This is a genomic window from Streptomyces sp. BA2, assembly GCF_009769735.1.
Classification (GTDB): domain Bacteria; phylum Actinomycetota; class Actinomycetes; order Streptomycetales; family Streptomycetaceae; genus Streptomyces.
Genome location: NZ_WSRO01000002.1, coordinates 6,648,132 through 6,665,277, shown reverse-complemented (window position 1 = coordinate 6,665,277; position 17,146 = coordinate 6,648,132). Strand labels below are relative to the sequence as shown.

Annotated in this window: 14 protein-coding genes; 5 read left to right on the top strand and 9 right to left on the bottom strand. The window is 70.2% G+C overall.

Annotated features, from left to right (window positions below; translation table 11 throughout):
• Nucleotides 1–115 precede the first annotated feature (115 nt).
• On the bottom strand, nt 116–2,302 hold the full coding sequence (locus tag E5671_RS32950; RefSeq protein WP_160507505.1) for an ATP-binding protein: 2,187 nt from the start codon (nt 2,300–2,302) through the stop codon (nt 116–118).
• A 160-nt stretch (nt 2,303–2,462) separates the two neighbouring features.
• Between E5671_RS32950 and E5671_RS32945 the strand changes: the two genes are divergently transcribed.
• The 3 genes from E5671_RS32945 (at nt 2,463) to E5671_RS32935 (ending at nt 6,177) form a co-directional block, all read left to right on the top strand.
• On the top strand, nt 2,463–3,602 hold the full coding sequence (locus E5671_RS32945; RefSeq protein ID WP_160507504.1) for a hypothetical protein: 1,140 nt from the start codon (nt 2,463–2,465) through the stop codon (nt 3,600–3,602).
• A 162-nt stretch (nt 3,603–3,764) separates the two neighbouring features.
• Nucleotides 3,765–5,099 (top strand): 4-aminobutyrate--2-oxoglutarate transaminase, encoded by a 1,335-nt coding sequence (gabT, locus tag E5671_RS32940; protein ID WP_160507503.1) that lies wholly within the window; start codon nt 3,765–3,767, stop codon nt 5,097–5,099.
• Between the two features lie 493 nt (nt 5,100–5,592).
• Nucleotides 5,593–6,177: a phosphatase PAP2 family protein gene (locus E5671_RS32935; protein WP_336605906.1), complete on the top strand. Its 585-nt coding sequence runs from the start codon at nt 5,593–5,595 to the stop codon at nt 6,175–6,177.
• 39 nt (nt 6,178–6,216) lie between these two features.
• Here the strand turns inward: E5671_RS32935 and E5671_RS32930 are convergent, their stop codons facing one another.
• The 7 genes from E5671_RS32930 to E5671_RS32900 form a co-directional block, all read right to left on the bottom strand.
• Nucleotides 6,217–6,696: a hypothetical protein gene (locus E5671_RS32930; protein WP_160507501.1), complete on the bottom strand. Its 480-nt coding sequence runs from the start codon at nt 6,694–6,696 to the stop codon at nt 6,217–6,219.
• A gap of 135 nt (nt 6,697–6,831) precedes the next feature.
• The gene (locus E5671_RS32925) at nt 6,832–8,250 is read right to left on the bottom strand and encodes an NAD(P)/FAD-dependent oxidoreductase (RefSeq protein WP_160507500.1); all 1,419 of its coding nucleotides are present in this window, start codon (nt 8,248–8,250) and stop codon (nt 6,832–6,834) included.
• A gap of 43 nt (nt 8,251–8,293) precedes the next feature.
• Nucleotides 8,294–9,097: an ABC transporter permease gene (locus E5671_RS32920; protein WP_160507499.1), complete on the bottom strand. Its 804-nt coding sequence runs from the start codon at nt 9,095–9,097 to the stop codon at nt 8,294–8,296.
• A complete protein-coding gene (locus E5671_RS32915; RefSeq protein WP_160507498.1) occupies nt 9,097–10,026 on the bottom strand; it encodes an ABC transporter permease in 930 nt (309 codons plus the stop codon). The genes E5671_RS32920 and E5671_RS32915 overlap by 1 nt, the downstream gene beginning before the upstream one ends.
• Nucleotides 10,023–11,183: an ABC transporter ATP-binding protein gene (locus E5671_RS32910; RefSeq protein ID WP_160507497.1), complete on the bottom strand. Its 1,161-nt coding sequence runs from the start codon at nt 11,181–11,183 to the stop codon at nt 10,023–10,025. Before E5671_RS32910 ends, E5671_RS32915 begins: the two co-directional genes overlap by 4 nt.
• A 59-nt stretch (nt 11,184–11,242) precedes the next feature.
• On the bottom strand, nt 11,243–12,484 hold the full coding sequence (locus E5671_RS32905; RefSeq protein ID WP_160507496.1) for an ABC transporter substrate-binding protein: 1,242 nt from the start codon (nt 12,482–12,484) through the stop codon (nt 11,243–11,245).
• A 53-nt stretch (nt 12,485–12,537) separates the two neighbouring features.
• On the bottom strand, nt 12,538–14,040 hold the full coding sequence (locus E5671_RS32900; protein ID WP_160507495.1) for a gamma-aminobutyraldehyde dehydrogenase: 1,503 nt from the start codon (nt 14,038–14,040) through the stop codon (nt 12,538–12,540).
• Nucleotides 14,041–14,216: 176 nt separating this feature from the next.
• Between E5671_RS32900 and E5671_RS32895 the strand changes: the two genes are divergently transcribed.
• A complete protein-coding gene (locus E5671_RS32895) occupies nt 14,217–14,798 on the top strand; it encodes an NADAR family protein (protein WP_160507494.1) in 582 nt (193 codons plus the stop codon).
• A 423-nt stretch (nt 14,799–15,221) separates the two neighbouring features.
• On the opposite strand, the gene E5671_RS46515 is transcribed toward E5671_RS32895, so the two are convergent.
• Nucleotides 15,222–15,950, bottom strand: a complete 729-nt coding sequence (locus E5671_RS46515; RefSeq protein WP_237330278.1) for a DUF4190 domain-containing protein — start codon at nt 15,948–15,950, stop codon at nt 15,222–15,224.
• A gap of 55 nt (nt 15,951–16,005) precedes the next feature.
• Between E5671_RS46515 and E5671_RS32885 the strand changes: the two genes are divergently transcribed.
• On the top strand, nt 16,006–17,133 hold the full coding sequence (locus E5671_RS32885) for an adenosine deaminase (protein ID WP_272902841.1): 1,128 nt from the start codon (nt 16,006–16,008) through the stop codon (nt 17,131–17,133).
• Nucleotides 17,134–17,146: the final 13 nt, after the last annotated feature.

The window sequence follows — 17,146 nt, the reverse complement described above, 5'->3', positions numbered from 1 at the left end:
GAGATGTGGATCTTTTGGCCGGTACGTATGAACGACCTGTGTCGATTCTGCCTCACCGTACGGTACGGCGGGGACCGATTACCCCGTATGTGCACCGCCGCCCACGCCCCGGCAGCTACCCCCGAAGGTCCACCAGCAACGGCGGCGCGTGCTCGCCCCGTACGTCCGTCAACGAGAGCACGGCGTGCCCGGCCGGCACCCCGTGCGCGAGCTCGGACGCGGACCAGCGCTCGCGCTCGACCTGGCGGACGGTGACGGCGCGCGCGGTCGGGGCGTTGCCGGTGATCACGCGGCGGAGCATGTGCACCGTCTTGCCGAGCGGTGTCTCGGCGATGATCTGCCGGTCGGTGACGTCCCGCGCCTCGATCCACTCCTTGCCCCAGACCTCGGCGAAGTCCTGCCCGTCCCACGGGGTGAGCCCGGACAGCGCCATGCGGCAGCCGATCGAGCCGAGCAGCGGGGTGCGCAGGGGGCGGGGTGCGTCGTCGAGCGTACGCAGGGTCAGCACGACCCCGGCGTTCGCGGACCGGAGCCGCTGCAGACGGCGTACGGACTCCGGGGTGACCGTCCCCGTCGCGTCGTCGAGGACGAGACAGGCGAACAGCGAGCGGTCCTCGCGTGCGGCGGCGCTCGCCATGAACTGGGCGAGCATCAGCCGGGCGAGGATCCGCGACGCGTCGGCGTGACCGCGCTCGGGGAGATCGATACGGACGCGTACGGGGTGGTCGAGGGCCCGCAGCGAGAAGGGTGTGCTCTGGCCGGACGTGTCGAAGAAGGAGGCGAAGGCCGGGCGGTCGAGCAGCGCGATGCGGTCGGCGATGACGGCGCCGGGGTCGCCGGGGTGCCCCAACTGCCGCTCGCGGGCATCGAGTTCCCGCAGCATCGCCTCCTGTCCCGACTCCTGGAGCGCCTTGCGCAGCGCGCCGAGCGGGCCGGGGGTGCCGTCGAGCAGGGCGCGCAGCTCGGGCACGGACGGGAAGCGCCGGTGCACGGCGTGATACGGGCCGAGCAGCTGGGCGAGCACGGTCGTCGAGCGGCGGCTGTCGGCTCCGGGGTGCGGGTCGACGAGGTCGCCGACCAGGGCTTCGGCGAGGACGGCGGCCGCTTCGTCCGGGTCGTTCGTGCCGCCGTAGAGGTCGAGGTCGTACACGGAGTCGGGGTGCCCGATCCGCACCACGACGTCGTAGTCGTCGGCGGGTCCGAGCCCGGCGCCCGCGGCTCCGACCACGACCACGGCGGCTCGCCCCGCCAGTGCCCCCAGGCACAACGACTCGGCGACCGGCCACACCACACCGCTCGTCTTGCCGGACCCGGCGGGCCCCACGGCGAGCAGCGAGGTCCCGAGCAGTTCGGGCCCGATCCCGAGCCCCGTCCCCCGGTAGGCATAGGGATTACGCGGATCATCGACCGTCGTCCCGAGCCGCACCTGCGCCGTGGCGAGGTCGTGGCGGGCGGCGCGCGCCGGCAGATCCCGGTCGCCGGAGGGGTGGGCGCAAGCGGCGGCCCCCTCCCTCACGACGGACTCGCTGAACGCGGAGAGGCTGTTGCGCCCGGCCCGCACGGAACGCCAGGCCCGCGTGATCCGGGCATGGTCGACGTCCCGCATGAGCCCGGCCCGCGCATCTGCGGCCAGCCGCTCGGCAGCGTCCTGCGCCCCGGCCTCCCTCAACTGGGGCCACTGGGCGGGGTCCTCGCCGGGGGCGGGGGGAGCCTGGGGCGGGGCGGGGCGGCGGAAGCGGGGGGCGATGTAGCGGCGCCAGATCTCGTCCCAGCGGCCGATACGGCCGACGCCGATCATGATGACGAGCACGATGAGGGTGTAGTAGCCGTACCAGACGACCGCGTTGCCGACCTGGTCGTCCGTGTAGATCCAGGCGTCGGGCAGGAAGAGCTCGAGCGGCAGGACCCACCAGCCGCCGAGATAGCCGTTCCAGAGCAGCGACCAGAGCAGCCACCCCACCAGGAACGCGATCAGCGCCCCCGTGAACAACTGCCTGGCCGGAGTGATCTCGGGCTCCTGCTCGGGCCGAGGCCGGTGCCCGAACCGCCACACGCCGGGCTGCGCCCCGGGCCGCGGCGTCCGCAGCCAGGTCAGAAAGGCGGAGCCGTCGGGCAGGGGCGGCGCCCCCGCGTCCACCGTTCCCGGTGCCCGCACAGGCCGCGGCGGAGTGACGTGCGCGCCCTGCTGACCGGCGGAGCCGGACGGCACACCCCGCTGCCCTGCGGAGCCAGGAGGCCCCGCCGGACGCGGCACCGGTGTGGCGTGCGTACCGCGAGCGTCGTGCGTGCCTTCGGAGTCCATGGCCCTTGCCCCCTGACCTGCCGGTCTGTCGATTCAGCCGTCAATCTAGTGCCCCCACAGGGGTAGTTCACCGGATACGCGCCCGGGGCCTGCGGGAATGGGCGACCGCAATGGCCTCCGCGATCTGGGCAGAACACGCCAATCCGGCTACGTTCGTCCGATGCCCGCCCCCAAGGACCCCGTCACCGAACCGCAGCGGTCGCCGCTCCCGTCCCCCGGGAGCCCCACCGCCTGGGACGAGCCCCCGACCCGTCGGGCCTGGCGGTGGCACACGGTCAGAACCGTGCTCGCCCTCGCCGGGTGGATCGCCGTCTGGTTCGCTTTGTACGGCATCATGCGGAACATCTTCACCCTGGCGTCCGTGGTACTCGTCCCGTACAGCGTCTATGCCGCCTACCGCCTCCTCGTGCTGCTGGCCGCGACGCTCCCCGACACCCTCCGGATCCGCCGCACCCTTCGCGGTCACCCCTGGCGGCTGGTCGAGGGCGCCGAGCACGGTTTTACGGCCCATCCGGCGGCGGCGAAGGACCACCCGTGGATCGCGGTCCCGGACCCCGAGACCCCTGACGACCCGGATGCCCGGCTCCCTCTCCTTCTCCTGGTCCACCCCGGCACCCGTTGGTGGACCCGGCGCATGCGCTCCCGAGCCACCGCCGAACAGCGGGCGGAGATCCGCGTGTTGTGGTGCTGCGGTGATCCGCGCGCCGACGTGGTCATCGCCGCGTCCGCACGCTCGGGAGCGGGGAAGGCGCCTCGTCGACTTCTCCATCTCCAGCAGCGCAACGCCCTGGTCGCGGGCCGACGCCACCGCGGTCCCGGAGACTCGGATCCCGAGATCCTCGACAGCTCGCGTGCGGCTCTCTCCCACCTGCCCACTGCCCGCACGATGCGAAGCCGGATGCGTCGCCGCGTTCTTCTCCTCGTCCTGCTCTGGCCGGCGCTGCTGGCCACGCAGATCGTGATCGTCGCCCACGGTGACGACGACAGGATCGGCCTGTTCATGGTCATCGTGCTGGCCCAGCTGGCAGGGCTTCCGATGCACATCTTCGTGCTCGTCAGTACCCGCCGCATGACCCGTCTCCTGGCGGGCCACTCCTGGCGCCCCGTCGACTGCACGGTCCGCATGCGGGGCAAGACCCAGCTGATCACCGTCGAGGGGCGGGAGCTGACCCCGAACCCGTGGCGCACCCACGTCGACGAACAGGCCACGCGTCTGTGGATCGCGGGCGACCTCAGCTCACGCTGCATGGCCTCCGCGCCCGGCGGCGCCCGCCCTGTCAGCCTCGCGCCCGCCCGCTGACCCACCGGCCCGGCCACTATGTCCACCACGGACAAACCGCCACACCCAACAACTCCCCCGTGGAGCATGCCCGCCCCCGCCCTTCGCCCCTAACCTGCGAAAGAAAGCAGGAACGAAAGCAAGCATCGAGCGTCCGCCTCGCCCCACCCCCAGGAGCACCCCATGACCGCACTTCCGCAGGAGCGCCGCGTCGTCACCGCCATTCCCGGGCCGAAGTCTCAGGAGCTGCAGGCCCGCCGTACCGCCACGGTCGCCGGCGGCGTGGGTTCCGTGCTGCCTGTCTTCGCGGCGCGCGCGGGTGGCGGCATCATCGAGGACGTCGACGGCAACCGCTTCATCGACTTCGGCTCCGGCATCGCCGTGACGTCGGTGGGTGCCAGCGCCGAGGCCGTCGTACGCCGGGCGACCGCGCAGCTCGCCGACTTCACCCACACCTGTTTCATGGTCACGCCGTACGAGGGGTACGTCGCCGTCGCCGAGCAGCTCGCGGAGCTGACGCCGGGTGACCACGAGAAGAAGTCCGCGCTCTTCAACTCCGGCGCCGAGGCCGTCGAGAACGCCGTGAAGATCGCCCGTGCGCACACCAAGCGCCAGGCCGTCGTCGTCTTCGACCACGGCTACCACGGTCGCACCAACCTGACCATGGCGCTGACCTCGAAGAACATGCCGTACAAGAACGGCTTCGGTCCGTTCGCGCCCGAGGTCTACCGCGTCCCGGTCGCGTACGGCTACCGCTGGCCGACGGGCGAGGAGAACGCCGGGCCCGAGGCCGCCAAGCAGGCCATCGACCAGATCAGCAAGCAGGTCGGCGCGGAGAACGTCGCCGCGATCATCATCGAGCCGGTGCTCGGCGAGGGCGGCTTCATCGAGCCCGCGAAGGGCTTCCTGCCCGCGATCGTGAAGTTCGCCAACGACAACGGCATCGTCTTCGTCGCGGACGAGATCCAGTCCGGCTTCTGCCGTACGGGTCAGTGGTTCGCCTGTGAGGACGAGGGCATCGTCCCGGACCTGATCACGACCGCCAAGGGCATCGCCGGCGGTCTGCCGCTCGCCGCCGTCACCGGTCGCGCCGAGATCATGGACGCCGCGCACTCCGGCGGCCTCGGCGGCACCTACGGCGGCAACCCGGTGGCCTGCGCCGGTGCGCTCGGCTCCATCGAGACCATGAAGGAGCTCGACCTCAACGGCAAGGCCAAGGCCATCGAGGCGACGATGAAGGCCCGCCTGAACGCCATCGCGGAGAAGTACGACATCGTCGGCGACGTCCGCGGCCGTGGCGCGATGATCGCCATCGAGCTCGTCAAGGACCGCGCCACGAAGGAGCCGAACCCGGAGGCGACGGCCGCGCTCGCCAAGGCCTGCCACGCGGAGGGGCTGCTCGTCCTCACCTGCGGCACGTACGGCAACGTCCTGCGCTTCCTGCCGCCGCTGGTCATCGGCGACGACCTCCTGAACGAGGGCCTGGACATCATCGAGGCCGCCTTCTCGGGCGTCTGACCGTCCACCGCCTACAGCGCCTGACGGAGCCGGGATCACCCCAAAGGGGGAAGATCCCGGCTCCGTATGTATCGGTACATGCCCTGACGTGTGTGTACAGCGCGCGGTGGCGGAACCGTGACCTGGGGTGACCGTCAGAGCGTGTGAAGAACGTGTGCGGGGCCCATGTCGGGTTGCCGTTCCGCCTGTCGGCCCGACACCACCTGACGTACGGTTTCTGCAGATGAGAGAAACACCCCGCCCACAGGGGACTGTGGGCGACACCGGGACGGAGCCTCCCCAGCCCCGTCTTGGTCGTGCCCTCGCGCACACACCCGGAGTCACTGGCTCTGGAACTCCTCACCGATCGGATGGCCGCCCGCCCCAAACCCCCCGGGGCGTGCGGCACACCGGTCAGGACGGCCGCCTCGGAACTACCCCCCCTGTTCCGGGGCGGCCGACCATTTTTCTTTTCTCCCTCTGTGCGCTGCTCTTCGCGCTCATCACCTGGCAAGTGCTCGCCGAAGGCCCCCTCCGCGACGCGGACGAGCGGCTCGGCCCCTGGATCACCGGAAGCCGCATCCCGGGCGGCGCCGCCGAACTCCTCGCCGATCTGGGCGGGGTCGCCGTCGCCGTGCCGTTCCTGGCGGCCGCCATCGCCTACGCGGGGTGGCGCGGCCACCGGGCCGGTACGTACCGCTGGTGGCTGGCCCCGGTCGCCACCGCCGTGGCCATGGCCGCGGTGCCGGTGCTCGTGATCCCGCTCAAGGAACTCATCGGCCGCACCGGCCCGCCCGGCATGGACGGCACCGGCTACTACCCATCAGGGCACACGGCCACCGCCATGGTCGCCTACGGCGGGGCGGCGCTGCTCCTGCTGCCGTACCTGCGCGGCACGTACGCGCGGCGTGAACTGGTCATCGCCTGCGCTCTGTTGAACTTCGGGGTCGGGCTCGGGCTCGTGCGGCGCGGGTATCACTGGCCGCTGGACGTCGTGGCCAGCTGGTGTCTGTTCGGGATGGTGCTGTACGTCGTGGCGCTCACGGTGGCGCGGTACGGCCGCCGCCCAGCCGAAGCGGACCCGGCTCAGCCGGAGTAACCGTCGAGGTTCTTCGGGAGCTCCCGTCGTGGTGACCGGTCACTCCTCCCCCGTCTGCTCGCCGTCCCGCGGCGCCAGCTGCGCCGCCGCCTCGTGCATCGCGAGTTCGAGAAGTGCCGGATCCGTCAGCGTTCCCGACCCGTCGGGCGGGACGAGCCAGCGGACACCGCCCGTGGAACGCCCCGGATAAGGGACGACGATCCACGTGCCTCGGCCCGCGCCCCGCACGCCCGTACCGATCCAGCGGGAGACCGTGCCCGCCGGGACGAAGAACCCCATGCGGGAGTCGCCGAAGTCCGCGAGCACCGGGCCCGGACGGTCGACGCAGCGGGTCAGGACGTCAAGCGTGGGATAGCCGAGTTCGCCGGTGAGGATGAGTACGTCCCAGAGCCTGCCCGCGGGAAGGAGCGCGACCCCCAGGGGATTGCGCTCCCATTCCCAGCGGCAGGCCTCCGGATCCGGCGCCACCGACACCAGCCATTCGACCGCAGACTTCGCTCCCGAGCCAGAGCCAGCCATGGCGGGACCTCCCTCTCTCCTGTGTTGCGGCTGTGCCTGTCACAGGAGAGAGGGGGCTGGGGCCGCAGCATTACGCGGGTTCCGGGAACTTGTTGACGAATCGTCGACAGGCGGCTGTTTGAACCCCGGAGCTGGTCAGCTGTCGAAGCCCAGGCCCAGCTTGTCCATCGTCTTCAGCCACAGATTGCGCCGGCCGCCGTTCTCGTCCGCACGGGCCAGGGACCACTTGGTCAGGGCCACGCCCGTCCACGCGAACGGCTCGGGCGGGAACGGCAGCGGCTTCGTGCGCACCATCTCCAGGGACGTGCGCTCGGTGCGCTCGCCGGAGAGCAGGTCCAGCATGACGTCGGCGCCGAAGCGGGTGGCACCGACGCCGAGGCCGGTGTAGCCCGCCGCGTAGGCGACGCGTCCCGCGTGGGCCGTGCCGAAGAACGCCGAGAAGCGCGAGCAGGTGTCGATCGCGCCGCCCCACGCGTGCGAGAACCGGACCCCCTCCAACTGCGGGAAGCAGGTGAAGAAGTGGCCCGCGAGCTTCGCGTACGTCTCGGGGCGGTCGTCGTGCTCGGCGCGCAGCTTGCCGCCGAACGGATAGATCGCGTCGTAACCGCCCCACAGGATGCGGTTGTCGGCGGAGAGCCGGAAGTAGTGGAACTGGTTGGCGCTGTCGCCGAGGCCCTGGCGGTTCTTCCAGCCGATGGACTCCAGCTGCTCCTCGGTCAGCGGCTCGGTCATCAGCGCGTAGTCGTAGACCGGGACCGTGTACGCGCGCACGCGCTTGACCAGCGAAGGGAAGATGTTCGTGGCGAGCGCGACCTGGCGGGCGCGGATCCGGCCGTACGGGGTGCGCACGGCCATCCCGGCGCCTGACGAGGCGAGTTGGAGCGCGGGCGTGTGCTCGTAGACGCGTACGCCCTTCTCCAGACAGGCGCGCTTGAGACCCCAGGCGAGCTTCGCCGGGTGGAGCATGGCGACGCCCTCGCGGTCCCAGAGGCCGCCGAGGAAGGTCGGCGAGTCGACGTGGGACCGCACGGCATCCGCGTCGAGCAGTTCGGAGCCGCCCGCGAGGCCGTGCTCCGCCATCTCCTCGTACATCTCGTGCAGTTCGGTGAGCTGGTGCGGCTGCGTCGCCACGTCGATCTCGCCGGTGCGCTCGAAGTCGCAGTCGATGGAGTAGCGCTTGACGGCCGCCTCGATCTCGTCGAGGTTGCGGGCGCCGAGCTCCTCCAGCTTCCCGATCTCGCCCGGCCAGCGGGACAGGCCGTTCGAGATGCCGTGCGTGAGGGACGCGGCGCAGAAGCCGCCGTTGCGGCCGGAGGCGGCCCAGCCCGCCTCTCGGCCCTCGACCAGGACCACATCGCGGCCCGGGTCACGTTCCTTGGCGATCAGCGCGGTCCACAGGCCGCTGTAGCCGCCGCCGACGACGAGCAGGTCGCACTGCTCGTCGGCGGTGAGGGCGGGCTCGGGGCGTGGCTTGTCCGGGTCGTCCAGCCAGTACGAGACCGGCTGGGCGTCGGAGAGTGACTTGGTCCAGCGGGTCATGGCGCTTGGGGCCATGATTTCCAACTCCTTCAGAACGTGCGGTTCTTTTCTCGCATGCTTACTTGGCCTGCTTGCTGCGGCGCTTTGAGACGATCATTCCGCCGAGCACCAGGAGAACGGCGACCAGGAACATCGCCGTACCGATCACATTGATCTGGACGGGCGTACCGCGCTGTGCCGATCCCCAGACGAACATGGGGAAGGTCACGGTGGAGCCCGCGTTGAAGTTCGTGATGATGAAGTCGTCGAAGGAGAGCGCGAAGGCGAGCAGCGCGCCCGCCGCGATTCCCGGTGCGGCGATCGGCAGCGTGACCCGGAGGAAGGTCTGCACGGGGCCCGCGTAGAGGTCCTGCGCGGCCTGCTCCAGGCGCGGGTCCATGGACATCACGCGCGCCTTGACGGCGGTCACCACGAAGCTGAGGCAGAACATGATGTGGGCGATGAGAATCGTCCAGAAGCCGAGCTGCGCGCCCATGTTGAGGAAGAGCGTGAGCAGCGAGGCGGCCATGACGACCTCGGGCATCGCCATCGGCAGGAAGATCAGCGAGCTGACCGCCCCGCGCGCCCGGAAGCGGTAGCGGACGAGCGCGAAGGCGATCATCGTGCCGAGCAGGGTCGCGCCGATCGTCGCCCAGAACGCGATCTGCAGGCTCAGCGAGAGCGAGCCGCACATGTCGGCGACGCCGCAGGGGTCTTTCCACGCGTCGAGCGAGAAGTCCTGCCAGGCGTAATTGAAGCGCCCTTTCGGCTTGTTGAAGGAGAACACCGTCACGACGATGTTCGGGAGCAGCAGATACGCGAGCGTCAGCAGACCCGCGATGACGACGAATTTGCCGCGGAGCCAGCGGAAGAAGGCAGCCATCAGACGAGATCCTCCGTCCCGGACTTACGGATGTAGACGGTGACCATGACGAGGATCGCCGCCATGAGGATGAAGGAAAGGGCCGCGGCCGTCGGGTAATCCAGAACGCGCAGGAATTGCGTCTGGATGACGTTTCCGACCATGCGGGTGTCGGTGGAGCCGAGCAGATCCGCGTTCACGTAGTCGCCCGCCGCCGGAATGAACGTGAGCAGCGTGCCGGAGACGACTCCCGGCATGGAGAGCGGGAAGGTCACCTTGCGGAAGGTCGTGGACGGCTTCGCGTAGAGGTCGCCCGCCGCTTCGTGCAGCCGGCCGTCGATGCGTTCGAGGGAGGTGTAGAGCGGCAGGATCATGAACGGCAGGAAGTTGTACGTGAGTCCGCAGATCACCGCGAGCGGTGTGGCGAGGACCCGGTCGCCCTCCGTCCAGCCGAGCCAGCTGGTGACGTCCAGGACGTGCAGCGAGTTCAGGGCGCCCACCAGGGGCCCGCCGTCCGCGAGGATCGTCTTCCACGCCAGCGTACGGATGAGGAAGCTGGTGAAGAACGGCGCGATGACCAGGACCAGGATGAGGTTGCGCCAGCGGCCCGCGCGGAACGCGATCAGGTACGCGAGCGGATAGCCGAGCAGCAGACACAGGATGGTGGCGGCGCCGGCGTACATCACCGAGCGCAGGAACTGCGGGTAGTAGTCGCTCAGGGCGTCCCAGTAGGTGGCGAAGTGCCAGGTGACCTTGAAGCCGTCTTCGAGGGAGCCCGTCTGGACGGACGTCGATGCCTGGTAGACCAGCGGAAGGGCGAAGAAGACGACGAGCCAGAGGATGCCGGGGAGCAGCAGCCAGTAGGGGACGAGGCGGCCGCGCTTGCGGGGCTTGCGCGGCGCCGTTTCCGGCTCTTTGGCCGGTGGCGCTTCGGTGAGGGTCGTCGTCATGCGGAGGCGTCCTCCTCGACCTTCTCGACGCCCGCCTCGATGTCCTGGGCGGGGTCCAGGCCGAAGGTGTGCGCGGGGTTCCAGTGCAGGACGACATCGACGCCGGGGACCAGGCGGGTGTCGCGCTCGATGTTCTGGGCGTAGACCTCGAACTCGGTGCAGAGCGGGCTGTTGACGACGTACTGCGTCGATACGCCGATGAAGCTGCTGTCGGCGATGCGGCCCGTGATGCGGTTGCGGCCCTCCGGGATCTGCCCCGCGTCGTCGGCGTGCGTGAGGGAGATCTTCTCGGGGCGTACGCCGAGGATGACCTTGCCCCCGGTGGTGGTGGGGGCCGTACATCGCGCGGCGGGCAGCGTGAGTTTGCCGTCGCCGGCCTTGAGGGTGAGGTCGTCGCCGCTGCGGCCCGCGATGTCGGCCTCGATGAAGTTCGACGTGCCGAGGAAGTTGGCGACGAAGGTGGTGCGGGGGTTCTCGTAGAGGTCGGCGGGGGCGCCGAGCTGTTCGACCTGGCCCGCGTTCATCACGGCGACCTGGTCGGCCATCGTCATGGCCTCCTCCTGGTCGTGCGTGACGTGGATGAAGGTGATGCCCACCTCGGTCTGGATGCGCTTGAGTTCGAGCTGCATCTGGCGGCGCAGCTTGAGGTCGAGCGCGCCGAGCGGCTCGTCGAGGAGCAGCACCTTGGGGTGGTTGATCAGGGCGCGGGCGACGGCGACGCGCTGCTGCTGGCCGCCGGAGAGCTGGTGCGGCTTCTTGCGGGCCTGCTCGCCGAGCTGGACGAGGTCGAGCATCTCGCCGACCTGGCCCTTCACGGACTTGATGCCGCGCCGGCGGAGGCCGAAGGCGACGTTCTCGAAGATGTCGAGGTGCGGGAAGAGCGCGTACGACTGGAAGACCGTGTTGACGGGCCGCTTGTACGGCGGCAGCGCCGTGACGTCCTGCTCGCCCAGGTGCACGGTGCCCGTGCTGGGCTCCTCAAGGCCCGCGATCATGCGGAGCGTGGTGGTCTTGCCACAGCCGGACGCGCCGAGCAGCGCGAAGAAGGAGCCCTGCGGCACGGTGAGGTCGAGCGGCCGTACGGCCTTGAAGGAGCCGTACGTCTTGCTGATCCCGGTGAGGCGGACGTCGCCGCCGTGTTCTGTAGCAGTCGTCATGGTGCGTCCAGGGGGTCGAGGGGAGACATGGGGACTACGAAGGGGCGTGGGGGCGCCGCCTAGGAACCTGTCAGCTTCGCGAACTTCTCCTCGTACGCCGTCTCTTCCTTCGGCGTCAGCGAGCGGAACCCGCGGGACTTCGCGGCCATCTCCTTGTCCGGGAGGATCAGCGGGTTGTTCGCGGCGTCCTTGTCGAGCTTCGCGAGCTCGGGGCGCACACCGTCCACGGGGCAGACGTAGTTGATGTACGCGGCGAGGCGCGCGGCGGGCTCGGGCTCGTAGTAGTAGTCGATGAGCCGTTCGGCGTTGCGCTTGTGGCGCGCCTTGTTCGGGACGAGCAGGTTGTCCGTGGACGTGATGTAGCCCTGGTCCGGGATGTGGAAGGCGATGTCGGGGTTGTCGGCCTGGAGCTGCACGATGTCGCCCGCCCAGCCGAGGCAGGCGGCGAGGTCGCCCTTGTCGAGGTCCGAGGTGTAGTCGTTGCCCGTGAAGCGGCGGATCTGCTTCTTGTCGACGGCCTTCTGGAGGCGGGCGATGGCCGCGTCGAAGTCGTCGTCGGTGAACTTCGAGGGGTCCTTGCCCATGTCGATGAGCGTCATGCCGACGCTGTCGCGCATCTCGGAGAGGAAGCCGACGCGCCCCTTGAGCTTGGGGTTGTCCAGAAGCTGCGACACCGAGGTGATGTCCTCGCCGTCGGTCGCCTTCTTGTTGTAGGCGATGACGGTGGAGATGCCGGTCCAGGGGTACGAGTAGGCCCGCCCCGGGTCCCAGTCCGGGTCGCGGAACTGGGAGGCCAGATTGGCGTACGCGTGCGGCAGGTTCGCCGGGTCCAGTTTCTGGACCCACCCGAAGCGGATGAGCCGGGCCGCGAGCCAGTCGGTGACGCAGATGAGGTCGCGTCCGGTGTCCTGGCCCGCCGCGAGCTGCGGCTTGATCTTCCCGAAGAACTCGACGTTGTCGTTGATGTCCTCGGTGTACTTGACCGTGATCCCGGTGCGCTTCGTGAAGGCGTCCAGGGTGGGGCGACGCTCGTCGTCGACGTCCATGTACTCGGTCCAGTTGGAGAAGGCGATCCGCTTCTCCTTGTCCGAGTGGTCGTCGGACGAGACATCGCCCTGCCCCTTGCTCGCTGCCGGGATCCCGCAGGCGCTGAGCGCGCCGAGACCGCCGACGGCGAACGCTCCACTCGTGCCGGCCCGCAGCAGGGAACGGCGGGTGAGGGCGCCCCTGCCGTTCCTGAGGCTGCGGTGCATGGCGGCCAGTTGGGCCGGGGACAGGGGTTCGGGCTCGTACTGCTCCATGCGCTTGATTGCCCTTTCGGGAGGATGGGGCCGCTGGTCGGGCGGCCTATCGGCTATCGGTCCCCGAAGATCGTGCGGTGCCAGTCCTTGCGGACGACCGCGGTGTTGTCGAACATGACGTGCTTGATCTGCGTGTACTCCTCGAAGGAGTAGGCGGACATGTCCTTTCCGTAGCCGGATGCCTTGTATCCGCCGTGCGGCATCTCGCTGAGGATCGGGATGTGGTCGTTGACCCATACGCAGCCCGCCTTGATCTCGCGGGTCGCGCGGTTGGCGCGGAACACGTCGCGGCTCCAGGCGGAGGCGGCGAGTCCGTACGGGGTGTCGTTGGCGAGCCTGATGCCTTCCTCGTCGGAGTCGAAGGGCAGCACGACGAGAACGGGCCCGAAGACCTCGGACTGCACGATCTCGCTGTCCTGCGCGGCGTCGGCGATGAGGGTGGGCTTGTAGAACGCCCCGGGGTGGTCGAGCGCCTCGCCGCCGGTGACCACGCGCGCGTAGGAGCGTGCCCGGTCGACGAAACCGGCGACGCGGTCGCGGTGGACGTGCGAGATGAGCGGCCCGAGGTCGGTGTCGTCGGCGAAGGGATCACCGAGCCGCACACTCTCCATGAGCTCGGCGACGCCCTCCACGAAGGCGTCGTACAGCGGACGTTGCACGTACGCGCGCGTGGCGGCCGTGCAGTCCTGCCCGGTGTTGATGAGCGCACCGGCGACCGCGCCGTGCACGGCGGCATCGAGGTCGGCGTCGTCGAAGACGACGAACGGCGCCTTGCCGCCGAGCTCCAGGTGCAGCCGCTTCACGGTGGAGGTGGCGATCTCGGCGACGCGCTTGCCGACGCCGGTGGACCCGGTGAAGGAGGTCATGGCGACGTCGGGGTGCCCGACGAGCCGCTCTCCGGCATCCCGCCCGGCCCCGCTGATGATGTTGACGACACCGTCCGGGATGCCCGCCTCGGTGGCCGCCTGCGCGAAGAGGAGCGAGGTGAAGGGGGTCAGCTCGGCGGGCTTGAGGACGATCGTGTTGCCCGCGGCGATGGCGGGGAGCACCTTCCAGGCGGCCATCTGGAGGGGGTAGTTCCAGGGGGCGATGGAGCCGACGACACCGATGGGCTCGCGCCGTACGTACGAGGTGTGGTCGCCGGAGTACTCACCGGCCGACTGGCCCTGAAGATGCCGGGCGGCGCCCGCGAAAAACGCGGCGTTGTCGACGGTCCCCGGTACGTCGAATTCCCGGCTGAGCTTGATGGGCTTGCCGCACTGGAGCGACTCGGCCTGCGCGAACTCCTCGGCGCGCTCGGCCAGTACGCCGGCGAAGCGGTGCATGGCGTCGGAGCGCTCGCCGGGGGTGGCGCCGGCCCACTCGGGGAAGGCGCGCGCGGCGGCTGCGACAGCGGCGTCGACGTCCTTCTCGCCCGCGAGTTGGTAACGGTGGACCTCGGCGCCGGTGGCCGGGTCGACGACGGCGTGAGAGCGCCCTGAGGTGCCCTCGGTCAGCCGTCCCGCGATGTACTGCGCGCCCTCCGCGAAGTGGTCCTGCGCCTGGAAGTTGTGCATGACGCTCTCCTCCGCCGTCGTCCCCGTCCCAGGGGGTCGGCGTAGCTCCAGATCGATTTGAGTGCCGATCCTGACAGAGCAGTGGTACTCCAACAAGTGATTCCGTTGTTGCCTTTTGGTTACGCGACGGAATCTGTCGACCAGGTGTCGAGTCGTCCTGGAAAACCCAGGACGGAATGTCAGTGGTGCGTGCCAAACTCGCATGCATGACGAAGATCGACTCGGTGGACGCGCTGGTCGCGGCCGTGCGGGCGGGCGAGCCGGTGAAGTATCTGCACTTCTGGGGCCACAGGCCGCGGCGGGACGGGACGCTCGGTTCGAGCTGCCTGAGCCAGTGGTGGCCGTCGCCGTTCACCGTGGACGGCGTGGAGTACGGGACAGCCGAGCACTGGATGATGGCCGCCAAGGCCCGCCTCTTCTCCGACGCGGAGGCGGAGCGGGCGGTCCTCGCCTCGCGTACGCCCGCCGAGGCGAAGAACGCGGGGCGCCTGGTGCGGGGCTTCGACGAGGCGGTATGGGAGCGGGAGCGGTTCGGCATCGTGGTCGAGGGCAGCGTGCGGAAGTTCGCGTCCACGCCCGCGCTCTCGTCCTTCTTGGTCGGTACGGGGTCGCGGGTACTGGTCGAGGCGAGCCCGATGGACCGCGTCTGGGGGATCGGCCTGGCGGCCGATGATGAGCGGGCCCATGACCCGGAGAGGTGGCGGGGGCCGAATCTGCTGGGCTTCGCCCTGATGGAGGCACGGGACCGCTCGCGCTAGGCGGTTCCTTGGCGGGGGGCCTGGCCGGGGGCCTTGCGTCGTCTATGCCGCCGGGCGGGCCTTCCGCCGGGCGGGGCCTTGCGTCGTCCACGCCGCCGCGCCGGGCCTGGGGCCGCCGCCCAGGGCCTTGCGCTGGCCCCGTCCTGAACCGCCGCTCTTGAACTGGCGGGGCGCCTGCTGCGCCGCCCTGAACCGCCGCTTCGCGGCGGATGCCTCCCGCCCACCCACCCGTTTGCCCTGCGGTGCAGGGTGAGCGAAGGGCCCGGATGCGGGGTAATCGGGTGGGTGGGCGGGAAAGATCCGCCGCGAAGCGGCGACTCAGGGCATTACACGAGGCGCCCCGCCAAGCAAGAGCGGCGGTTCAGCACGGCAGAGAAAGCGCTCCTGCCCGACAAGAGCAGCGGTACAAGAGCCGCCCAAGCGTCAGGAGCCTACGACCAGCGTGGTCGAGTAGCTGCCGCCCCCCGAAGCCGCCCCGTCCTCCTCGAACGCGTCGTCCGGGACCACGATCAGCACCACCAGCAGCGCCACTCCCAGCACGATGCCCGCGATCCCGCAGATGATCCCGGCCAGCGCCTGGCCGGGGTTCGTGGCCTCGCCCCGGCTCGCCCTGCCGCGTCCGATCGACCCGAAGATGATCGCGAGGATGCCGAGGACGATCGCCAGGGGCCACAGGCAGAAGCCGACGGCCGCGATGATCCCGAGGACGAGCGCGGTCACGCCCATGCCGTTGGCGGGCGCCATCGGCATCGCGGGCCAGCCGTATCCGGGCGGGCCCTGCCCCTGATAGCCGGGGTAGCCCGGGTAGCCCGGGTAGCCGGGGTGTCCCTGCGGTCCGGGGTATCCGTAAGGCACCTGCCCAGGCCCTTCGGGCCCGATCGGAGGCGGCGGCACCGGCTCTCCCGAAGCAGCCGCACCCGACGGGGGCGGCGACAGAGGCGCCGCCCACGGATCCCGCTTCTCCAACGGGACGGGCGCCCCCTGCGAGGCGTGCGGCCCCTGCGGCCCCTGCGAACCGTGCGGTCCCTGCGGGCCGTGCGGCCCCTGCGACCCGTACGGTTCCTGCGACCCCTGCGGGGCCGCGTCCTCAGGTGGCGCCCACGGGTCCCGTTCGGGCTCGGCGTCCGGTGCGGACCCCTCGGACTGGGACATGGCGGGTCACCTCTTTCCTGCGTTCCGTCATGCTACGACCCCCGCCCTCGACGGGTTGAACGCCGCCTACGATGATCCCCGACCCACCGATCAGCCGATCAAGCCCGTTCCTGGGGAGGAAACCGTGACCGACCGCCACACCGCAGGCCAGCAACGCGACCCGCACGCCTTCATCGCAGGACTGCCCAAGGCAGAACTGCACGTGCACCACGTCGGCTCGGCATCTCCCCGCATCGTCTCGGCCCTCTCCGCCCGCCACCCCGACTCCAAGGTGCCCACGGACGTAGAGGCCCTCGCCGACTTCTTCACGTTCACGGACTTCGCCCACTTCGTCCAGGTGTACCTCTCGGTCGTGGACCTGGTCCGCACCGCGGACGACGTACGCCTGCTCACGTACGAAGTCGCCCGCGACATGGCCCGGCAGAACATCCGCTACGCCGAGCTGACCGTCACCCCCTACAGCTCCGTGCGCCGCGGCATCGACGACCGCGCCTTCATGGACGCCATAGAGGACGCCCGCAAGGCGGCCGAGGACGAGCTCGGTGTCGTACTGCGCTGGTGCTTCGACATCCCGGGCGAGGCAGGGCTCGAATCCGCCGAGGAGACGGTCCGGCTCGCGACCACCGACAAGCTGCGCCCCGATGGCCTGGTCTCCTTCGGGCTCGGCGGCCCCGAGATCGGCGTGCCGCGGCCGCAGTTCAAGCCGTACTTCGACCGGGCGATCGCGGCGGGCCTGCACTCCGTCCCGCACGCGGGCGAGACCACAGGGCCCGGCACCATCTGGGACGCCCTCACCGATCTGCGCGCCGAGCGCATCGGCCACGGCACCAGCGCCGCCCAGGACCCCAAGCTCCTCGCCCACCTCGCCGAGCACCGCATCCCGCTCGAGGTGTGCCCGACGTCGAACATCGCGACGCGCGCGGTCGCCACCCTCGACGAGCACCCGATCAAGCAGTTCGTCGCCGCCGGGGTCCCGGTCACCATCAACTCCGACGACCCGCCCATGTTCGGCACCGACCTCAACAACGAGTACGCGGTCGCCGCCCGCCTCCTCGACCTCGACGAGCGGGGCATCGCGGCCCTGGCGAAGAACGCGGTCGACGCGTCGTTCCTCGACCCGGCGGGCAAGGCGAAGATCGTCGCGGAGATCGACACGTACACGCAGACCTGGCTCGCCCCCTAGCGCGGCACCACAA

Bases quoted from the DNA above. Each gene is read 5' to 3' on its own strand.
- E5671_RS32950 (WP_160507505.1), bottom strand. From the start codon at position 2,302: ATGGACTCCGAAGGCACGCACGACGCTCGCGGTACGCACGCCACACCG.
- E5671_RS32945 (WP_160507504.1), top strand. From the start codon at position 2,463: ATGCCCGCCCCCAAGGACCCCGTCACCGAACCGCAGCGGTCGCCGCTC.
- gabT (WP_160507503.1), top strand. From the start codon at position 3,765: ATGACCGCACTTCCGCAGGAGCGCCGCGTCGTCACCGCCATTCCCGGG.
- E5671_RS32930 (WP_160507501.1), bottom strand. From the start codon at position 6,696: ATGGCTGGCTCTGGCTCGGGAGCGAAGTCTGCGGTCGAATGGCTGGTG.
- E5671_RS32925 (WP_160507500.1), bottom strand. From the start codon at position 8,250: ATGGCCCCAAGCGCCATGACCCGCTGGACCAAGTCACTCTCCGACGCC.
- E5671_RS32920 (WP_160507499.1), bottom strand. From the start codon at position 9,097: ATGGCTGCCTTCTTCCGCTGGCTCCGCGGCAAATTCGTCGTCATCGCG.
- E5671_RS32915 (WP_160507498.1), bottom strand. From the start codon at position 10,026: ATGACGACGACCCTCACCGAAGCGCCACCGGCCAAAGAGCCGGAAACG.
- E5671_RS32910 (WP_160507497.1), bottom strand. From the start codon at position 11,183: ATGACGACTGCTACAGAACACGGCGGCGACGTCCGCCTCACCGGGATC.
- E5671_RS32905 (WP_160507496.1), bottom strand. From the start codon at position 12,484: ATGGAGCAGTACGAGCCCGAACCCCTGTCCCCGGCCCAACTGGCCGCC.
- E5671_RS32900 (WP_160507495.1), bottom strand. From the start codon at position 14,040: ATGCACAACTTCCAGGCGCAGGACCACTTCGCGGAGGGCGCGCAGTAC.
- E5671_RS32895 (WP_160507494.1), top strand. From the start codon at position 14,217: ATGTCAGTGGTGCGTGCCAAACTCGCATGCATGACGAAGATCGACTCG.
- E5671_RS46515 (WP_237330278.1), bottom strand. From the start codon at position 15,950: ATGTCCCAGTCCGAGGGGTCCGCACCGGACGCCGAGCCCGAACGGGAC.